The 16,687-nt window shown below is 35.4% G+C and carries 17 protein-coding genes; 10 read left to right on the top strand and 7 right to left on the bottom strand.

All coding sequences use genetic code 11. The features are described 5' to 3' along the window. Positions 1 to 217: 217 nt before the first annotated feature. Both JI747_RS13170 and tpx read right to left on the bottom strand, forming a co-directional pair. Positions 218 to 1,429 carry a DUF763 domain-containing protein gene (locus tag JI747_RS13170; RefSeq protein WP_225689355.1) on the bottom strand — a complete coding sequence of 404 codons (1,212 nt, stop codon included), beginning with the start codon at positions 1,427 to 1,429 and terminating at the stop codon, positions 218 to 220. 132 nt (positions 1,430 to 1,561) lie between these two features. Then, on the bottom strand, positions 1,562 to 2,062 hold the full coding sequence (tpx, locus tag JI747_RS13165; protein WP_225689354.1) for a thiol peroxidase: 501 nt from the start codon (positions 2,060 to 2,062) through the stop codon (positions 1,562 to 1,564). 162 nt (positions 2,063 to 2,224) lie between these two features. On the opposite strand from tpx, the gene JI747_RS13160 reads away from it, so the two are divergent. The 3 genes from JI747_RS13160 (at position 2,225) to JI747_RS13150 (ending at position 6,161) form a co-directional block, all read left to right on the top strand. Next, the gene (locus tag JI747_RS13160; RefSeq protein WP_225689353.1) at positions 2,225 to 2,677 is read left to right on the top strand and encodes a T9SS type A sorting domain-containing protein; all 453 of its coding nucleotides are present in this window, start codon (positions 2,225 to 2,227) and stop codon (positions 2,675 to 2,677) included. A gap of 15 nt (positions 2,678 to 2,692) precedes the next feature. After that, a complete protein-coding gene (locus JI747_RS13155) occupies positions 2,693 to 3,817 on the top strand; it encodes a hypothetical protein (RefSeq protein ID WP_225689352.1) in 1,125 nt (374 codons plus the stop codon). A gap of 124 nt (positions 3,818 to 3,941) precedes the next feature. Beyond that, positions 3,942 to 6,161: an NADP-dependent isocitrate dehydrogenase gene (locus tag JI747_RS13150; RefSeq protein ID WP_225689351.1), complete on the top strand. Its 2,220-nt coding sequence runs from the start codon at positions 3,942 to 3,944 to the stop codon at positions 6,159 to 6,161. Positions 6,162 to 6,408: 247 nt separating this feature from the next. Here the strand turns inward: JI747_RS13150 and JI747_RS13145 are convergent, their stop codons facing one another. After that, the gene (locus JI747_RS13145) at positions 6,409 to 6,747 is read right to left on the bottom strand and encodes a winged helix-turn-helix transcriptional regulator (protein WP_225689350.1); all 339 of its coding nucleotides are present in this window, start codon (positions 6,745 to 6,747) and stop codon (positions 6,409 to 6,411) included. Between the two features lie 103 nt (positions 6,748 to 6,850). Between JI747_RS13145 and JI747_RS13140 the strand changes: the two genes are divergently transcribed. The 7 genes from JI747_RS13140 (at position 6,851) to JI747_RS13110 (ending at position 12,588) form a co-directional block, all read left to right on the top strand. Continuing rightward, the gene (locus JI747_RS13140; RefSeq protein ID WP_225689349.1) at positions 6,851 to 7,597 is read left to right on the top strand and encodes an SDR family oxidoreductase; all 747 of its coding nucleotides are present in this window, start codon (positions 6,851 to 6,853) and stop codon (positions 7,595 to 7,597) included. Between the two features lie 197 nt (positions 7,598 to 7,794). Beyond that, a complete protein-coding gene (locus JI747_RS13135) occupies positions 7,795 to 8,778 on the top strand; it encodes a heme-binding domain-containing protein (RefSeq protein ID WP_225689348.1) in 984 nt (327 codons plus the stop codon). After that, positions 8,778 to 9,218 (top strand): hypothetical protein, encoded by a 441-nt coding sequence (locus tag JI747_RS13130; RefSeq protein ID WP_225689347.1) that lies wholly within the window; start codon positions 8,778 to 8,780, stop codon positions 9,216 to 9,218. The genes JI747_RS13135 and JI747_RS13130 overlap by 1 nt, the downstream gene beginning before the upstream one ends. A gap of 138 nt (positions 9,219 to 9,356) precedes the next feature. Continuing rightward, on the top strand, positions 9,357 to 10,373 hold the full coding sequence (locus JI747_RS13125; RefSeq protein ID WP_225689346.1) for a sensor histidine kinase: 1,017 nt from the start codon (positions 9,357 to 9,359) through the stop codon (positions 10,371 to 10,373). After that, a complete protein-coding gene (locus JI747_RS13120; RefSeq protein ID WP_225689345.1) occupies positions 10,354 to 11,118 on the top strand; it encodes a LytR/AlgR family response regulator transcription factor in 765 nt (254 codons plus the stop codon). The genes JI747_RS13125 and JI747_RS13120 overlap by 20 nt, the downstream gene beginning before the upstream one ends. A 145-nt stretch (positions 11,119 to 11,263) precedes the next feature. Next, positions 11,264 to 12,043, top strand: a complete 780-nt coding sequence (locus JI747_RS13115) for a DUF1223 domain-containing protein (protein WP_225689344.1) — start codon at positions 11,264 to 11,266, stop codon at positions 12,041 to 12,043. Between the two features lie 152 nt (positions 12,044 to 12,195). Next, positions 12,196 to 12,588: a DoxX family protein gene (locus tag JI747_RS13110; RefSeq protein WP_225689343.1), complete on the top strand. Its 393-nt coding sequence runs from the start codon at positions 12,196 to 12,198 to the stop codon at positions 12,586 to 12,588. A 261-nt stretch (positions 12,589 to 12,849) separates the two neighbouring features. Here JI747_RS13110 and JI747_RS13105 read toward each other — a convergent pair whose 3' ends face one another. The 4 genes from JI747_RS13105 to JI747_RS13090 form a co-directional block, all read right to left on the bottom strand. Continuing rightward, complete coding sequence (locus tag JI747_RS13105; RefSeq protein ID WP_225689342.1) at positions 12,850 to 14,040, bottom strand: MFS transporter; 1,191 nt, start codon at positions 14,038 to 14,040, stop codon at positions 12,850 to 12,852. Positions 14,041 to 14,109: 69 nt separating this feature from the next. Continuing rightward, positions 14,110 to 15,111, bottom strand: coding sequence for an aldo/keto reductase (locus tag JI747_RS13100; protein WP_225689341.1), 1,002 nt, complete (start codon positions 15,109 to 15,111; stop codon positions 14,110 to 14,112). Positions 15,112 to 15,199: 88 nt separating this feature from the next. Next, the gene (locus JI747_RS13095; protein ID WP_225689340.1) at positions 15,200 to 16,105 is read right to left on the bottom strand and encodes a helix-turn-helix domain-containing protein; all 906 of its coding nucleotides are present in this window, start codon (positions 16,103 to 16,105) and stop codon (positions 15,200 to 15,202) included. Positions 16,106 to 16,226: 121 nt separating this feature from the next. Continuing rightward, entirely contained in the window at positions 16,227 to 16,652 is a 426-nt protein-coding gene (locus JI747_RS13090; protein ID WP_225689339.1) for a hypothetical protein, read from the bottom strand. Between the last annotated feature and the right edge of the window lie 35 nt (positions 16,653 to 16,687).

The following is a 16,687-nucleotide window of genomic DNA, read 5'->3' as shown; positions in this document are numbered from 1 at the left end:
TTAAACACAATCAATTATATCCTGTCATTCTGACGAAGGAAGAATCTCAGCTTTATAAAAAATTACCAAGAATTTCAATTTTAATCAGTTTAAAATTATAATCATTAAAGAAAATAAGCTAAATTAATTATCGGGATTCTTCCTTTGTCAGAATGACAAAATAACGTTTTAGAATTTTACGAATTCTGCTTCAATTAATTAAATCAAAACTTTAGAATTAAAATAAAGAAAGCTGAATCGGTTTTGGAGGAGAAGGTTTCTGGGCATCTCCAAAAACAGTTTTACCACCGAAGCGCCATGAATTTTGTCTTTCCTCTTCAATAACCTGTTGAATATCAAAATCGGGAGTAAAATCTTTCTCTGTCGCTTCAATAATCTTATGAAGTTTATTGAGTGTGTTTAATTTATCAGAATTTCCAAGCCTTGATTTTTCAATTCCTGTCTTAAGTATTTGAATACTTTCATCATAAACTTTTGTCGGAACAGGAAAAGGATGTCCGTCTTTTCCACCATGAGCAAAAGAAAATCTTGCCGGATCTTTGAATCTTGAAGGTGCACCGTGAATCACTTCACTCACCAAAGCCAAAGATTGCATCGTTCTTGGCCCTACTCCTTCCAACATCAATAAATCTTCGAAGTTTTGCGGCTGTTGTTCTCTTGTTACATATAAAAGTGCTCCCAGACGCTTCAAGTCTACATCCGAAGCCTGAACATCATGATGAGCAGGAAGAATTAATCTTGCAAAATCATTCATCACTTCCGCAGAATCGGTATGAGAAATCTCTAAAATCCCTTTTCGGTTTTCTGAAGCTTCTGAAGCTGTTAAATTTAAAATCTGACCTCTGGAAATCCCGTTAATTCCAGTATGAGGTTCTTCAATAAAGGATTTTATATTTTCAGAGTGCCAATGATAGCGTCTTGCTGTTCCGTCAGATTCATGCATTCCCTGCTGAACGACACTCCAATTTCCGTTATTGGACAGGATGAAATTGTGCAGGTACAGTTGATATCCGTCCTGAATAGCAGTATTATCAACCTTTGCAGAAAGCTTGCTGGCTTTTACCAGTTCATTTCCATTCAAACCTGTTTTATCAGCAATCTGAAGCAATTCTGAAGGCGTATCTCTCGAAAATTTACCTTTTCCTCCGCAAATATAAAGTCCCAGAGACTGAGAATTTGGATTAATAGAGCGTTTCAAAGCGCCCATAACAGAGGTTGTAATTCCTGAAGAATGCCAATCCATTCCCATCACAGCACCAAAACTCTGAAACCAAAACGGATCTGCCAATCGACGGAGAACTTCATCTTTTCCATAATCCATTAAAATTACCTCAACGATAGAAAGCCCAAGAATTGACATACGTTCATACAGCCAAGATGGTACTTTGCCATAATGTAAAGGTAAATCTGCTGTTCCGGAACGTTTCATTTTGTAAAGGTAGGGGTAATGTTGTTAATTTTTATTGATTTGAGTCAGCATTTTTGACGATGAAATCTTTAAAGAAAAAAGTCCTGTGAAAAATTTCCACAGGACCTTTATAGAACGTTTTATTCTATTATTTTATTTCAATGCTGCTAAAGCTGCATCGTAGTTAGGTTCGTGTACAATTTCCGGAACCTGTTCTGTGTAAACCACTTTATTGTTTTCATCTGTTACAATCACAGCACGGCTCAAAAGTCCCTGCATTGGAGAATCTGTAATGGTTACTTCATAATCATCTCCAAAGCTTCCTCTGAAATCTGAAAGGGTTTCTACATTATTCAATCCTTCTGCTGCACAAAATCTTCCTAATGCAAAAGGCAGATCTTTAGATACATTAATTACCACTGTATTTTCTAAATTTGAAGCTTCCTCGTTAAATTTTCTTGCAGAAGCGGCACAAATTCCTGTATCGATTGAAGGGAAAATATTGAATACTTTTTTCTTTCCATCAAAGTTTTCCAACGTCTTCACATTTAAAGCAGAATCTACCAAAGCAAAATCTCTGATTGTTGTTCCTACTGAAGGAAGAGCTCCTGTTGTATGTATTTCGTTTCCTTTTAAAGTAATTGTGGTTGACATAAATTTATTTTTTAAGTTTTTCAAATTTAATCAAAATAGAATTCTTTTTAAACTTCAACAAGGTTAAATTAATCTTAAAGTGAGAATAAAAGCGCTGATATCTGACAATCATAATTTTAAATTAAAAATTTATTTATCTTCGCAGATTAAAAAACATTAACCATGCGAAGAAAAATTACTTTCTTTTTATTCGCTGTGCCTGTTTTCGGTTTTGCCCAATCTGTGATTGGCAATATTAACTCCGGAGCAGTTTCTGCGGATAATTTCACACATTCTGTCGGGGAAATCTACGTGATTCCAATTGATCCCGATCAGACAAATTCAGGTACAATGGGAATTTATTATCAATCTGTTTTACAAGTATTAGGCGTTTCTGAGCTTGAAAAAGACAAAGTAAAAATCTACCCAAATCCAACTGCCGATTTTATTTATGTAAAATTAAATTCAAAATCAAAAATCGAAGCCGCAGAAATCTATGATCTTTCAGGAAAGCTTGTTTTTAAAACAAAATTAAATTCAGAACAATTAGATCTAAGACAGCTTCAACAAGGAGTTTATATGATTGTTTTCAAAAATTCTGACATCAAGCCAATTAAAATTATTAAAAAACCTTAAAAAAACCATTTGAAAATGAAAAAATTATACGCAACGATAGGATTATTTATCGCTTCTTTATTAAGTGCACAGATTCCACAAGCTTTCAGCTACCAAACTATCGCTTTCAACGCCTCCGGAGCGCCTATTGCTAACGGAAATGTCGCTTTGAGAGTAAGTATTTTGGACAACTCTGCAACAGGAACGGTTTTATACACAGAAACTCATTCCAAAACGACCAATGCTAAAGGCTTGGTTAATCTAAATATTGGGCAGGGGACGGCTACAACAGGAAGTTTTGGAGGAATCAACTGGGGAACAAATGCAAAATTCGTAAAAGTGGAAATGGATCCGCAAGGTGGTTCTAATTATACAAATGTTGGAGTGAATCAATTGATGAGTGTTCCTTATGCCTTAGTTGCAGGAAGTGTTTTATCTACAACATCTTCAAATAACGGAGGAAATATCGTCTCTCTTAAAAATAACTCTGGAAACGGAACTATTATTGTTTATTCTGATAATGAAGCAAAAGCATATTATCTAAATCCGAACGGAACAAATTCTGGAAGCTGGAATAGTAGTAATGTAACTTTTTCTTCACCTGTTAAAGGTGCTGTAGCTTCTAATAACACGATTGTTGTTTATTCTAATAATGAAGCATATGGTTATTATTTGAATCCAAATGGAACAAACTCAGGAAGCTGGAATAGTAGTTCTGCAACTTTTTCTTCATCTGTGAAAGGTGCTATCGCATCAAACAATGCAATTGTTGTTTATTCTGACAACGAAGCAAAATCTTATTATTTAAATCCAAACGGAACAAATTCAGGAAGTTGGAATAGTAGTTCAGCAATTTTTTCTTCACCAATAAAAGGAGCCGTTTCATCAAATAATACAATTGTTGTCTATTCTGACAATGAGGCAAAAGGTTATTACTTAAATCCAAATGGAACAAATTCCGGAAGTTGGACAAGTAGCTCCGTGACATTCTCTTCACCTGTGAAAGGCGGAATGGCATCAGGAGGAAGCATTGTTGTGTATTCTGATAATGAAGCATATGGTTATTATTTAAATCCAAATACAACCAATTCCGGAAGCTGGACAAGCAGTAGTGTTACTTTTTCATCTCCAACAAAAGGGATTATCTCTACCGGAAAATAACATTCAGATAAGTAATAAATTAAAAAGAGGTTTCCACCTCTTTTTTTATTTAAAATAAGTTGAAAAAACAATCATAATCACTAAATTTGTAAGTCTTAAAAAATCAAATAAAAATAACAGTATAATGTCAGACAAATCAAAAATCTATTACACCCTTACAGATGAGGCTCCAATGTTGGCGACACACTCGTTTTTACCGATTGTAAAAGCTTTTACAAAATCAGCAAACATCGAGATCGCAGTTCCGGATATTTCTTTGGCTGGAAGAATTTTAGCCAACTTCCCTGAATTTTTGAAAGATGATCAGAAAATCGGTGATGCTTTGGCTGAATTGGGTCAATTGGCTACTCAACCTGATGCAAACATTATCAAATTACCAAATATTTCAGCTTCGGCACCTCAATTAGATGCTGCTATCGCTGAATTGCAGGCTAAAGGTTTCGCAGTTCCAAATTATCCTGCAGAGCCTAAAAATGAAGAAGAAAAAGCTATTAAAGCTAAATATGCTAAAGTTTTAGGAAGTGCTGTAAATCCTGTATTAAGAGAAGGAAATTCTGACAGACGTGCTCCAAAAGCTGTTAAAAATTACGCAAAAGCAAATCCTCACAGAATGGGAAATTGGGCTTCTAACAGTAAAACCGACGTTGCTCACATGGACAACGGAGATTTCTACGGAACAGAAACTTCTACCACTCTTGAGAATGCTACAAAATATAAAATTGTTTTCAAAGGAAATGATGGTGCAGAAACTTTACTAAAAGATTTTGCTGGTCTTCAGGCTGGAGAAGTGATCGATTCTTCTGTAATGAACTTAAATGCTTTGAGAGCTTTTGTACAGCAAGCTATTGAAGAAGCTAAAAACAGAAACGTACTTCTTTCTGCTCACCTGAAAGCTACGATGATGAAAATCTCTGATCCAATTATTTTTGGAGCTATCGTAGAAACTTTCTTTAAAGATGTTTTCGCTAAATATGCTGAAACGTTCAAATCTCTGGATGTAAATCCAAACAACGGTCTTGCTGATCTTTTCGACAAAATAAAAGGAAATGCTCAGGAAGCTGAAATCAAAGCTGATATTGAAGCTGCTTTGGCAAACGGACCAAGAGTAGCAATGGTGAATTCTGACAAAGGAATTACGAATTTCCACGTTCCTTCTGACATCATTGTTGATGCTTCTATGGCTGCTTTAGTAAGAGGCGGAGGTAAAATGTGGAACAAAGACGGAAATGAAGAAGATACAGTTTGTATCATTCCGGACCGTTCTTATGCAGGTTTCTATCAGTCTGTGATTGATGACATGAAAGCTCACGGAAAATTAGATCCTACCACAATGGGTTCTGTTCCAAATGTGGGTTTAATGGCTCAAAAAGCTGAAGAATACGGTTCTCACGACAAAACATTCCAGGCATCTGCTGAAGGAACAATTGAAGTTCAGGACGAAAACGGAAACGTTCTTCTTTCTCAGAAAGTAGAAAAAGGAGATATCTTCAGAATGTGTCAGACGAAAGATGCTCCAATCCAGGACTGGGTAAAATTAGCAGTAAACAGATCTAGATTATCTGATACTCCGGCTATTTTCTGGTTAGATAAAGGAAGAGCTCACGACAGAGAAATCATTAAAAAAGTTGAAAAATACTTAGCTGATCACGATACAAACGGTCTTGACATCAGAATTATGGATGTAAAAGATGCTATGACTGAAACGTTAAGAAGAGCAAGAGAAGGAAAAGACACGATTTCTGTGTCAGGAAACGTATTGAGAGATTACTTAACTGACCTTTTCCCAATTCTTGAACTTGGAACTTCTGCTAAAATGCTTTCTATCGTTCCATTGATGAACGGTGGTGGTCTATTCGAAACAGGAGCTGGGGGTTCTGCTCCAAAACACGTTGAGCAATTCTTAGAAGAAGGATATTTAAGATGGGATTCTCTAGGTGAATTCTTAGCACTTCAAGCTTCTTTAGAGCACTTAGCACAAACTCAAGGGAATACAAAATCTCAGGTTTTAGCTGATGCATTGGATGAAGCAAATGCTAAATTCTTAGCGACAGATAAATCTCCTGCCAGAAAAGTAGGACAAATCGATAACAGAGGTTCTCACTTCTATTTGGCAATGTATTGGGCAGAAGCGTTGGCAAACCAGACTGCAGATGCTGAATTGGCTAAACAATTCGCTCCTGTTGCTGAGGCAATGAAAGAGAACGAAGAAGTGATTAACGCTGAATTAATCGGTGCTCAAGGGAAACCACAAAACATTGAAGGTTACTACAAAACTGATACGTACAAAACGTATGCAGCCATGAGACCAAGCACAGTTTTAAATGAAATCATCGACGGAATTTAATTTTCAGTCTTGATATAAAAATAAAAGCTCCTTTTTTAAGGGGCTTTTTTGTTTGAGAAGTAATGCTTAAACGCCCTGCTTGTGATTCTGACGAAGGAAGAATCTAGGCGTAGTATTATCTAAACATTTTTAAGTTTTGGCTAAAGCCAATTTTGATTGATTTAAAATAAAAACGGGCTAAAGCCCGTTCCTATTGATGGGATAAAACCGTTATAAATTGTACTATTTGTGTGTTTATATTTAAAAATTAAATTTTATCTTCCACAATCACTCTTCGGTGTTCTCTTCCCCAATTGATCATTTCAGCAATGATATTTCCAAACGTTCTGCAGTATTCTGTGGGTTCATATTCTATTAAAACAGGAGTTTCCGGATAAACGGTTCGCTTTACCAGTTTATTCAGTTCCATATCTTTCAATTCTTTTGAAAGCATTCTTGTAGTAATTCCGGGGATGCTTCTTTCAATTTCACGGAATCGTCTGTTTCCGTTACATATTGAGTTAATCACGGGAATCCTCCACTTCCCTCCAATAAAATAAAGGGTATTCTGTAATGCTCTCAATTCTTCGGTTTGATCTCTTTCCATGATGACAAAGTTAAGTGATATAATACATGATATTGATATACTCTGTGATACTGATTACAAAAGTATATCAATTTGAAATAACTTTGTGAAAAATTTTAAAGAAATGAAAAAGTTTAATAACAAATTAGCCATTATAACAGGCGGAAATAGTGGAATTGGATATGCTACCGCAAAAGAATTATTAGCAGAAGGTGCAAAAGTAATCATCACAGGAAGAAGAAAAGAAGCTCTTGAAAAAGCAGCAGAAGAATTGGGAGCAATTCCATTTGTGGCAGATCAGGCTAATCTTGATGATATTGAGGCATTAAAAAAAGAAGTTGAATCCCAATATGGAAAAGTAGACATTCTATTTATCAATGCCGGGATTACTGGTGGTTTAATTTCTATTGAAAATATGTCCGTTGAGAATTTTGACAGTGTAATGAATATAAATTTCAGAGGAGCTTATTTCACATTAAGTAAATTCATTCCTTTATTGAATCATGGCGCTTCTGTTGTCGTTTTATCATCAATTGTAGCCTCAACTTACAAACCTAACAGTTCAGTTTATCAGGCGAGTAAAGCAGCTTTAAATTCTATTGCAAAAACAGCAGCAGCAGAACTAGCGCCACGAAAAATCCGTGTGAATATGATCAGTCCGGGACCTACAAAAACTGAAATCATGAATAAAGCAGGGTTGGACGAAAATACGCTAAACGGTTTAATAGATTATCTCATCAATGAAATTCCGTTGAAAAAAATGGGAACCGCAGAAGATGTTGCCAAGCTTGTCTCTTATTTATCCAATGATACTCATTCAAGTTTCATCACAGGAACAGAAATCATCGTAGACGGCGGAATGGTGCTATAAGCAGGAAGAAAGGATGATGGAAGATGGAGGCTTAAATTTAAGTATATGTATAAAAACTTCTCTCTTCCATCCTCTAACTTCATTTCTTTTTAATCCCTTAAAATTCCATTTTCACCTTTTGATTTGTCCGGTTCACCTAATTCCTGATTTCAAAACGTTCTTCAGCTTTCTACTTTTGATCCATAAAAAAATCAATTATGGACTCAATAAAGAAAAAAAGAAAGGTAAATCTCATTGCTATCATCTTTTTAACAATTCTGGGAATCTTCGGAATGCTCCAGCTTTTCAATAAGCCACTAGAAGGAAAACCTGCTGCAAAGAAAATTAAAGCTCCCCGTGAAGTTCTTGCTATTCTGGAAAATTCGTGTTTTGCCTGTCATTCCAATGCGCAAAAACTGACTTGGTATGATAAAATTGCACCCATTTCCTGGGCAGTGGATAAAGATGTAAAAAGAGCCAGAGAAGTTCTCAATTTCTCAGAATGGACAGATTCTCCCGGCGAACACAAGGGAAATATGTATGCGATTCTCAACATGATGCAAAGCGGAAAAATGCCACTTCATGAATATACATTGCTTCATCCATCTGCAAAAATTACAGCAAAAGATATCGAAGTGATTAAAAAATATACACTTTCACTTTCCAGCGTTACCCCTGCAAAAAAAGAAACAAAAGACACTCATCAAAATATCGAAATTAAAGAAAACTCAACACCTTCAAAATTTCCGGTTTCTCCAAACGGAGTAAAATATACGGATGAATATAAAAAATGGAAAGTCATCAGTATGAGTACGCTTTTTGACAATTCAATCCGTGTGATTTACGGAAATGATATTGCTGTAAAAGCCATTGAAACAGAAAATTTTCATCCCTGGCCAAATGGAAGTGTTGTTGTAAAATCTGTCTGGAAACAGGAAAAATCAGCCAATGGAGAAATTAGAGCCGGAGACTTTGTAAACGCTCAGTTCATGGTTAAAAATTCTAAAAAATATACTGATACAGAAGGTTGGGGATTCGCAAAATTTTCAGGAAATGATCTTCATCCGACAGGAAAAACAGCATCATTTGCAAAAGAATCTTGCATTGCCTGTCACAGACAATTAGCTGAAAAAACAGGATATCTGTTTGATGTACCCATGAAAGTAAATACCGAAAGATTAATTAAAAACCTACAGAAATAATGAAAAAAATATTCCTAATCATCGTATCAGTTTGTGCCCTATTCACTGCCTGTAAAATAGATGAACCTGATAAAGATTTAAAACGAATCGTTTTTAATCCCGGAAATTTACAGTTCATTTCAACGTCATTAAATCCAACAAAAGAAACGTCGTCTGCTTTATACGGAAATCCAGAAGCTTTGAAATCTTTAACCCATGAAAATCATCAGCCAGATCCCAATTCTGAATTTAAACTGGTGACCTGGAAATACCATGAAAATCCACAATACATAGGAGGAACCATCACAGGAGAACTGCTAAGTATAGAAACCCTCAGCGTTGATAAAAACGGAAATATTTCCTACAAGATCCAAAACTCTTCAGAAAAAGAAAAAATTCAGCCGAATAAAGAAGAAAGAATACAATATATTTTAAGCTACAAACCCGTCGTAAGACCTTAAATAAAAGTAAAAATGAAATCTGAAAGTCTGGAGTTGAAAAATCAGCTCCGGATTTTTTGAGTGAAATGTAAATTATCAATTCACTATTAAATTCAAAGCATTTTACCTACCTTAACACCTTTAAAATCCGCAGTTGTCATGCAACAACAAAAAATCAAAATCTCACAGGCCGTTATTTGGATAAGCTCCCTCTTTTTGGGAATATTATCTTCAGTTCCGCAACTGGCTTCCCATGCATTCAACTGGGAAGAAGCGGTAGTAAATTCAGCCATAACCGCTGCTTTTTCTGTCATCATGTGGTACCTCAACATTTATATGCTGAACCGGAACACAGGAAAAAGACGTCAGAATATTTCCTATTCAAGACTGATGGTTGTTCTTGCTTTCGGAATGATCGTGATGCTTGGTTTGGCATGGATTCAGCAGCTTATTTTATCGCATATTAATTTTGGACCGACCATGTTAATGATCGAAGTTCGCGGAATCCTGATCAACCTTGTATGTTATATGTTTCTCACTTTATTGCAAAATAATTATGCCGGACAACAGGTTCAGCTGGAGTTGGAAAAAGTAAAAAGCGACAATCTGGGTGCTCAGTTTGAGCTATTAAAACAGCAGATCAATCCGCATTTTCTTTTTAACAGCTTAAATACATTGAAATCTATGGCGGAAACGAATGATTCTGAAACCGTAGATTTCATCATGAAGCTTTCTGATTTTTACAGATTTACACTGGAAAGCAGAAAACTGGATCTTATTACCGTTCAGGAAGAAATGAAAATCATCGATTCGTATATTTTTCTACAAAAAGCCCGTTTTGGCGAAGGAATCACACTTACTCAGGAATTAAATGAAAACGTTTTAAAAACATTAATTCCACCTTTTACTTTGCAATTATTGGTGGAAAACTGTATTAAACACAATATTGTTTCACAAAGCAAACCTTTACACATCAAAATCTATGATACGGAAAACAAGATCATCATTGAAAATCCCATTCAGAAAAAAATGACTGTTGAAGATTCATTAGGAATTGGGCTTGACAACATAAAATTACGTTATCAACACCTGCTTGAACAGGAAATTGAAATTAATTCCGACGAAAAAACCTTTCAAATAAAACTCCCTCTTATCCATGAATATAATCATTATTGAAGACGAATTCAGAGCCGCAAAATCCCTTCAGAACTTAATCACAGAATTAAAACCTGAAGCAAAAATCATTGGAGTTTACGACAGCATTGAAATGAGCATTGAAGCGCTGAAAGACAGCAAACCCGATCTTATTTTCATGGATATTCATTTATCAGACGGATTATCCTTTGAAATCTTTAAGCAGACTGAAATCACCTGTCCGGTGGTTTTCTGTACCGCTTTCGATCAGTACATGCTCGATGCCTTTAAAAGTAAAGGAGTCGATTATGTGCTAAAACCCTTTTCACGTGAAGATATTGCCGAAGCTTTCAGAAAAGTGGATGAATTAAAGAAATTCTTTCAGAAAACAGAACTTCCCGACCTTGAAGCTCTCATACAGAAAATTACGCAGCCTCAGACTCCTGCAAAAACAAGTTTTTTAGTTTTTAAAAATCAGAAATACACGACCATTCCAACGGAAAACATTGCTTATTTCTTTATTCACAATGAGATTACGCATTTGATGACTTTTGATAAGCAACAGTTTCAGCTTACCCAAACACTCGGACAAATTGCGGAACAGGTTTCTCCCAAACAGTTTTTCAGAGTGAATCGGCAATACATTATCAATTTCAGTGCGATCAAGGAGATGGAGCATTACTTTCAGCGAAAAATATTAGTAAAGTTAACCGTTGAAACTCCGGAGCAACTCTTGATCAATAAAGAAAAATCCCACAGTTTTTTCACCTGGCTGGAAGACCGCTAAAACTACAATCTTACCTCTTTCAGCATTCTGCTAAAAAATTTTAAGTTTATAAAATACAGGTTCACCATTCATTTTGTCCGGTTGAACCTTTTTTGTATTCTTCTGCCTCGGAAAGGTATCTACTTTTGAATCAAAATTAAAAGAAATGATACTAAAGAATCTAATAGGAACAGCAATTTTCATAGCATTACTATTCGCTGTATCCGCATTCGTTTATCAGGAAAAAAAAGAAACGGCACCACAACGTACCTCAACAAAAGCAAACAATAACGGACTTGCCGTGTTGGAATTATTCACTTCCGAAGGCTGTTCAAGCTGTCCACCCGCAGATAAGTTGATGGGAGAAATCGAAGAAAAATACAAAGATCAGCAGGTCTACATCCTCTCCTATCATGTAGATTACTGGAATAATCTTGGCTGGAAGGACAAATTCAGCAGTGCGGAAAATTCCAAACGCCAACAGCAATATGCCCAGACTTTACACTCACAGGTGTACACACCACAATTGATCATAAACGGTAAAAAGGAGTTTGTAGGCTCTGATCAGGAGGCGGTAGAAAATTCAATCCAAACCGCTTTATTTAATTCTAATAACGTTACAATTAATCTCTCTGCAAAAACTTCTGAGAAAGAAATCAGTGTAAATTTTAAAACTTCAGAAAGTAATTCTCAAAATAAAGTACTCATCACACTGGTTGAAAAAAAATCTTCTACCAACGTACAAAAAGGCGAAAATGAAGGCCGTCATCTGATTCACTGGCAAATTGTTCATCAACAGAATCAAATTGCTTTAAAAAATGCTACAACAGGAACAACAAGCTTCAGACTTCCGGAGAATTTCAATACGAATGACTGGGAAATTATCGGAATGATCCAGAATATGAGATCGGGGGAAATTCTTGGTGCTGCAAAAGCTTCTTTCTAAAACAACATCTCTTTTGTCATTCTGAATGAAGTGAAAGTGCAATGAAGAATCTATTATTTGAGGTTGAGATTCTTCCTTCGTCAGAATGACAGTAATTCACAAAAATCATCTTAAAAAACAATAAAATATTAACAACTTAAAACAATAAAAAAATGGAAACAAAAACAGAAAAAATCATCTTTTGGTCAGGCGCAATCTTTATGTCTCTTTGGTTTGGAGCAAGCGGTTTCTTTGAACTGACAAAAAATCCGGTCGTTTGGGATATCACACAACAACTAGGCTATCCATCGCATTTCATCTACATTTTAGGCGTATTCAAATTATCTGGAATTATCGTTTTATTACTTCCTAACAGGCTATTAAGATTAAAAGAATGGGTATTTGCAGGAATGTTCTTTGATATTATTTTCGCCTTTTTCTCAAAAATTGCAGTGCTTGGTTTTCCAGCAACTATTGATGCGATGGTTGCGTTCACAGTGCTTTCTGTCACCTATTTTATGTTCAGAAGAATCTATGATCAGAAATTAGTGTTGGAAAGAATTTAAAGTAAAAATAAAACTCATCCGTCTTTACTAAAACAAATATCAACTTTTCAAATTACTTATGTAAAGATAAAACCTCTCAATATCTGAGAGGTTTTATTGTAGAAAATTATGAGTAGAAAATATAAATATTGATGTAAACCATTAAGCATCTGTAAGATCATAAGTTGAATTAAGAAAAACATCCTGTTTTAAGCTTTAAAGCTGAAACAATCTTATTATTCTTAAATACAACTTAATGGTTCAAATTCTTTATTTTTAAAATTAAGCATGTGCTTTTCTGAATTTAATCATACTTAAAATAAACAATCCCAGCATTCCTAAGACAAAGTAGCCTTCTGCAACCTGTAACTGAATCTGAGGCTTAATGATCGCCACAATTCCGTAGCTGAGCGCTGATGTAATGATAAAAGCAATTCCGCCTGTTAAACCACCCGCAATTCCTGCTGAATTCGGGAATCTTCCGATACAGTATGAAAAATAGTTATTAAAGATAAACCCGGCCGTCACATGAATTAAAAACGCAAATGCAACTAAGCTGTAAATATTGCTTGAGAAATAAGAAGCCACAAACATCAGAATGATTAAAATCAGCTGCATGAAGTTGGCATAGCGAATTTTAGGCAAAAATGCTCTATTAATCAATGCTTTTCCCAAGAATCCTCCTGTCATCCAGGCAAAACCAAGGATAAGGGAAACATATCCTGCAACCACTTCCGAATAGCCCATTTTATGCTCAATAATAAAGGATCCGCACAGATTAAAAAACATAATCATTGAATAGCTCAGTCCGCACATCAGCATTCCGTAGAAGAAATCTTTTGCTTTAAACATAGAATCATATTCTTTCAACAAGAATTCAATATGAAAAGGATTTCTTTTTTTCAGTGTCTCACCCGAGAATAGGAATTCTAACACTAAAAGCAATACACTGTATCCCGCCAATACATAGAAATTGGACTGCCATCCGAAATTTTTCTGTAAATATCCTCCGATAAACGGCGCAATGATAGGACCAACAGACCAAACAATGGTCATGATACTCAAATAATGTTTCCGTTCGTCTCCTTCATATACATCTACGAAAAACGCTCTTTTGGAAACTACGGCAAAACCTGACAAAACACCCTGTAATACACGCATTGCGTAGATCACAAAAATATTCTGAGTCGTCGCTGTTATTAAAAATGAAATCACAAATAAAGCCAGCGAGGCCATTGAAACTTTATATCTTCCGAAAGAATCAACGATACTTCCTGCAAAAAATTGGGTAAGTCCATAGCTGATTAAAAATATGGATAAAGTAAGCTGAATATTGCTTTCCGTCTGATGCAGTTCGGTCGCCATACTCGGCATTGAAGGCAGGTAAATATCGGTTGCCAAACCCGACATAGGAATTACGGCAAATGCTAAAATTGTAGCAATAAATTTATTTTTTTGTTTCAGTGTTACCATTCTATCATTACATCTTTTCATTAAAAATTCAGATTCCCAGATGATCCGGGAATCTAAATTTTTCTTTTTTTAGTTGTTTACTAATTTCATAGAACCTTCGCTGTATCTTTCACCAATATTTGGGTATTTTTTCAAGATCGTATCGATGGTTTCCAAGTCTGATGAAGAAAGTTCGAGATTGATGGCCTCTACATTTTCTTCTAAATATTTGATACGTTTTGTTCCTGGAATCGGGATGATATCTTCCCCTTGATTTAGTACCCACGCAAGAGCCAACTGAGTTCCTTTCACTCCTTTTGAAGCGGCAAAATCATTGATTTCTTTGGCTAAATTTCTGTTGTTTTCAAGATATTCCGCCTGATAACGAGGTAACGATTTTCTGAAATCTTCATCCCCGAAATTCTGAACTTCATTGATATTAGAGAAAAGCCCTCTCGCCAAAGGAGAATAAGGAACTAAAGCAATTCCAAGTTCTCTGATCGTAGGCAGAATTTCTTTTTCGACATCTTTCGTTAAAATAGAATATTCTGATTGCAAGGCTGTAATTGGGTGAATTTTATTAGCTTTTCTGATAGATTCTGCCGAAGCTTCAGACAATCCCAAATATCTTACTTTTCCTGCCTTCACAAGATCTGCCATTGCACCTACCGTTTCTTCAACAGGAATATTCGGATCTACTCTGTGAGCGTAATACAAATCGATCTCATCAATCTTTAATCTTTGAAGGCTTAAATCAACGGCCTGTTTGATCCACTCTGGAGAACCGTCAAAATAAGTTCCGGGAGCTCCGCTGTGGCTGGCTTTTCCGTCTTTAAATCTGAATCCGAATTTTGTAGCAATAAAAATTTTGTCACGGTTCGGAACCAATACTTTGGAGATCAGTTTTTCATTTTCTCCATTTGCATACATATCTGCCGTATCCCAGAAATTCACTCCAAGATCTAAAGCTCTATGCAACGTATTGATACTTTCCTGTTCGTCTGTCGGTCCATACGCAAAACTCATTCCCATACATCCCAAACCGATCGCAGATAACTGCTCTTCTGTGTTTCCTAATTTTCTAAATTTCATGATATGCTGTGATTTAAAATTTACAGGACAAAATTATCACCGAAACTTCACGATTGCAATATAGAATTCAAACGAAGAATTATAAAATTCAAACAACCGAAGTTCTTACGGCATTCGGAGTTATCCCCGTCTGTTTTTTAAAGTAATTGGTAAAATAGGCTGGTTCTTCAAAACCCAGTCCGTACGCAATTTCAGAGACATTCCAGTCTGTATGTTTCAGCAAGGCATTGGCTTCCTGAATAATCCTTGAAGTAATCTGCTGGCTTGTTGTTCTTCCTGTAATCTCTTTTACAGAACGGTTTAAGGAATTAACATGAATGGATAAGTTCTCTGCATAATCTACAGGACTTTTCAATTTTAAAAACCTCTCCGGACTGTCTATGGGAAACTGTCTTTCCAATAGTTCCATGAATAAGGAAGCTACTCTTTGCGATGCATTCTGATAAGGTTCAAAATTTTCCGCAGGATGCATTTTCATCGTTTCATGAATCAGAAGATGAAGATATGCCCGCAACATATCGTATTTATGCAGATAATCCGATTGAATTTCGGTCATCATTTTAATAAAAATATCGGAAACAATTTTCTGTTGCTCCTCATCAATAAAGAAAATCGGAGTTCCCCCAATCCTGAAAAGCGGTGATTCCTGTAAGGTTCCCAAACGGTTTCCATCGTACAAAAAATGATCGGTAAAAAGACAGAAAAAACCTTTCTGATCATCATCTTCTGCATCCCATGAATAAGGAATAACAGGATTTGAAAACAGTAAAGCCGGTTTGTCTACATAGATCCATTTATCTGCGTAGTGAAGTTTTCCTTTTCCAATAATTAATGATATTTTATAGTAATCTCTCCGGCTATAAGGCGTAATCGATGAACAGTTTTCACGAGAAAACACGTTAAAATGCCCTACTCCGGGAGTTTTAATACACTGTAAACCTTCGTTCTGAGCATTACGCTCATAAAAACCTTTTATTGTCTCTCTGGATTCCATGATTCAAAATTATAAAATTCAAACAAAAGTAAAGGGATAAAATAATTACTATTGATAAAATAAAAAATGGCTAATCTTTCGATTAGCCACTTCAAAATTGAATGTATAGTTGATAATTGGTTTAATGATGATTTCCGTGTTCATCTTTTTCTTTATGAACGTACACTTTTTTCTCTGTTTTCTTATACTTTTTCTCGTTGTTTTTATTACGATTATAAACGGCAACAGGATTTTGTCCTTTGTAATATTTATTTTTGAATTTTAAATATTTATCACGCCCCATTATTCTTTCCAGCTCCACATATCTGTCATTTCTCCATTTATCGGGATTATGAACGTAGACTTTATTCCAGGAATTGTAATCGTGATATCGGTCGTTCAGAGCATAGATCTGATTTGCCTGTGTTTGTGACAACACCAAATCGGTAATTACTGTTGCCCAGTTAACGTCTGTAACACTTCTTCTATAATCGTTGTAATAATCTGATTGTGCATATGTTAATCCGAATGTTCCAACAAGCATTGCTGTTAATAATAACTTTTTCATCTTACATCTTTTTTTTAAATTAGATATTAATGAAT

The sequence above is a fragment of the Chryseobacterium tagetis genome (genome assembly GCF_016735585.2).
GTDB classification, from domain to species: domain Bacteria; phylum Bacteroidota; class Bacteroidia; order Flavobacteriales; family Weeksellaceae; genus Chryseobacterium; species Chryseobacterium tagetis.
The sequence above is the reverse complement of the archived record's forward strand: the minus strand, read 5'-3'. Positions and strand labels throughout refer to the sequence as shown.

Excerpts from the sequence above, each read along its gene's own strand:
- JI747_RS13170 (WP_225689355.1), bottom strand. The coding sequence starts at position 1,429 with ATGAAACGTTCCGGAACAGCAGATTTACCTTTACATTATGGCAAAGTA.
- tpx (WP_225689354.1), bottom strand. The coding sequence starts at position 2,062 with ATGTCAACCACAATTACTTTAAAAGGAAACGAAATACATACAACAGGA.
- JI747_RS13160 (WP_225689353.1), top strand. The coding sequence starts at position 2,225 with ATGCGAAGAAAAATTACTTTCTTTTTATTCGCTGTGCCTGTTTTCGGT.
- JI747_RS13155 (WP_225689352.1), top strand. The coding sequence starts at position 2,693 with ATGAAAAAATTATACGCAACGATAGGATTATTTATCGCTTCTTTATTA.
- JI747_RS13150 (WP_225689351.1), top strand. The coding sequence starts at position 3,942 with ATGTCAGACAAATCAAAAATCTATTACACCCTTACAGATGAGGCTCCA.
- JI747_RS13145 (WP_225689350.1), bottom strand. The coding sequence starts at position 6,747 with ATGGAAAGAGATCAAACCGAAGAATTGAGAGCATTACAGAATACCCTT.
- JI747_RS13140 (WP_225689349.1), top strand. The coding sequence starts at position 6,851 with ATGAAAAAGTTTAATAACAAATTAGCCATTATAACAGGCGGAAATAGT.
- JI747_RS13135 (WP_225689348.1), top strand. The coding sequence starts at position 7,795 with ATGGACTCAATAAAGAAAAAAAGAAAGGTAAATCTCATTGCTATCATC.
- JI747_RS13130 (WP_225689347.1), top strand. The coding sequence starts at position 8,778 with ATGAAAAAAATATTCCTAATCATCGTATCAGTTTGTGCCCTATTCACT.
- JI747_RS13125 (WP_225689346.1), top strand. The coding sequence starts at position 9,357 with ATGCAACAACAAAAAATCAAAATCTCACAGGCCGTTATTTGGATAAGC.
- JI747_RS13120 (WP_225689345.1), top strand. The coding sequence starts at position 10,354 with ATGAATATAATCATTATTGAAGACGAATTCAGAGCCGCAAAATCCCTT.
- JI747_RS13115 (WP_225689344.1), top strand. The coding sequence starts at position 11,264 with ATGATACTAAAGAATCTAATAGGAACAGCAATTTTCATAGCATTACTA.
- JI747_RS13110 (WP_225689343.1), top strand. The coding sequence starts at position 12,196 with ATGGAAACAAAAACAGAAAAAATCATCTTTTGGTCAGGCGCAATCTTT.
- JI747_RS13105 (WP_225689342.1), bottom strand. The coding sequence starts at position 14,040 with ATGGTAACACTGAAACAAAAAAATAAATTTATTGCTACAATTTTAGCA.
- JI747_RS13100 (WP_225689341.1), bottom strand. The coding sequence starts at position 15,111 with ATGAAATTTAGAAAATTAGGAAACACAGAAGAGCAGTTATCTGCGATC.
- JI747_RS13095 (WP_225689340.1), bottom strand. The coding sequence starts at position 16,105 with ATGGAATCCAGAGAGACAATAAAAGGTTTTTATGAGCGTAATGCTCAG.
- JI747_RS13090 (WP_225689339.1), bottom strand. The coding sequence starts at position 16,652 with ATGAAAAAGTTATTATTAACAGCAATGCTTGTTGGAACATTCGGATTA.